This window comes from Streptomyces calidiresistens (genome assembly GCF_014141525.1).
Classification (GTDB): Bacteria; Actinomycetota; Actinomycetes; order Streptomycetales; family Streptomycetaceae; genus Streptomyces; species Streptomyces calidiresistens.
Window position 1 is genome coordinate 1 of the sequence record NZ_VKHS01001190.1, and the last position, 1,161, is coordinate 1,161.

General features: G+C 78.2%; 1 protein-coding gene. It reads right to left on the bottom strand.

The window, feature by feature from the left end:
* Positions 1 to 69: 69 nt before the first annotated feature.
* Positions 70 to 1,086 carry an ABC transporter ATP-binding protein gene (locus tag FOE67_RS26305; RefSeq protein WP_182667325.1) on the bottom strand — a complete coding sequence of 339 codons (1,017 nt, stop codon included), beginning with the start codon at positions 1,084 to 1,086 and terminating at the stop codon, positions 70 to 72.
* Positions 1,087 to 1,161: the final 75 nt, after the last annotated feature.

Here is a 1,161-nt window from a genome sequence, read left to right on the forward strand (position 1 = left end):
GCCCGGCGACCGCGGGGGCCCCGGTGCCGGTGGGTTCCGCGGCGGGACGCTCGCGGGGGTCGGTCATCGTCACGAGCGCACCAGCCCCCGTCCGCTGCCGCCCAGCGCCAGGTAGACGTCCTCCAGGGTGGGGGTCGCCAGGGTGAAGTCGTCCAGCGCCGCGAAGGCGGGGCCGGTGGTGACGGCCGCGACGGCGGCCCGGGCCTCCTCTGGGGGCAGGCGCAGCGTCCACCGTCGGCCGGAGCCGGTGGGGTCGACCGGTTCCCCGGTGACGAGGCGGCGCAGCGCAGCCACCGCCGGGACGTCCGTCGGGGCCCGGTCGCGCCACACCAGTTCCAGGCGCACCTCGTCGCCGACCATCGCCTTCAGCCCGCCGGGGGTGTCGCAGGCGATGACCCTCCCGGCCTCCAGCACCGCCACCCGGTCCAGCAGGGTCTCGGCCTCGATGACGTTGTGGGTGACCAGGACGACGGTGGTGCCGTGCTCGGCGCGGCGCCGGTCCACCGCCGCCCACACCGCCCGGCGGGCCACCGGGTCCATGCCGGCGGTGGGCTCGTCCAGGATCAGCAGGGGCCGACGGCCCACCAGGGCGGCGGCGACGCAGGCGAGCCGGCGCTGGCCGCCGGAGAGTCGGGTCAGGGGGCGGGTCGCCAGGTCGGTCAGGCCCAGTTCGTCGAGGACCTCGCCGCTCTCGCGCCGGGCGTCCGCGCGGTCCAGACCGCGCAGCACGCCGGTGGTCTCGGCCGCGACCGCGACGGTGAGTTCGTCCAGGGCGGTGGACTGCTGACCGAGGTGGGCCAGGAGCCGGGGGGCCCGGCGGGGGTGACGGACCACGTCGTGGCCCAACAGCTCGATGGCGCCGGAGTCGGGCCGCAGCAGGCCGGTCAGCTGACGGACCAGGGTCGTCTTGCCCGCGCCGTTGGGGCCGAGCAGGCCGAAGATCTCACCCCGTCCCACCTCCAGGCTGATGCCGGCGCTGGCGTGGACGGGGCCGGTCCCGGACGGGGCGGTCGGCCCGTCGCCGGCAGGCCGTCGGCGGCGCCGGGGACGGCGGGCGCCGGGGTAGGTCTTGTGCACCTCCCGCACGGACACGGCGACCGGTCCCGCGGGCGCGGAGGCGGGCGTCCGGGCCGCGGGGGTCACGACCGGGGGTGCGTGGGG